Genomic DNA, 353 nt, shown 5'->3' with positions numbered 1-353 from the left:
ACATCGGCCGGCAGGTAGCGCGAATAATCCGAGACGTACGGCGCAAAGGCGATCTGCCACAGCGCAGCCAGGGAAACGGTGGCCAGCCAACCGGAAATATTGAAGCTGCCGCGGGTGAGGAAGTCAGTGGTCTGCACATGAGTGAAGATGTAGCCGAAGCCCAGTACGATGCCGGCGCCAAGTACCCAGGTACCGATGCGGTTGAGCACATGGATGAAGCGATAGCCGATGATGCCGATGATGCCGGAACCGATGGCACCGACCACGATTCCGACCGGCACCGGTACCGCATCGACCACGCCATGCAGGGACTTGCCGGCCAGCACGATGTTGGAGGCGAAGAAACCGATGTA

1 pseudogene is annotated in these 353 nt (G+C 60.3%); it reads right to left on the bottom strand.

The window, feature by feature from the left end:
* Positions 1–353 (bottom strand): annotated as a pseudogene (locus AC0L3U_RS38715) (hypothetical protein); the annotation flags it as partial.

The sequence above is a fragment of the Bradyrhizobium sp. Kon69 genome, assembly GCF_055807515.1.
Note: the sequence above shows the minus strand (reverse complement) of the source record. Positions and strands in the feature narration are given on the sequence as shown.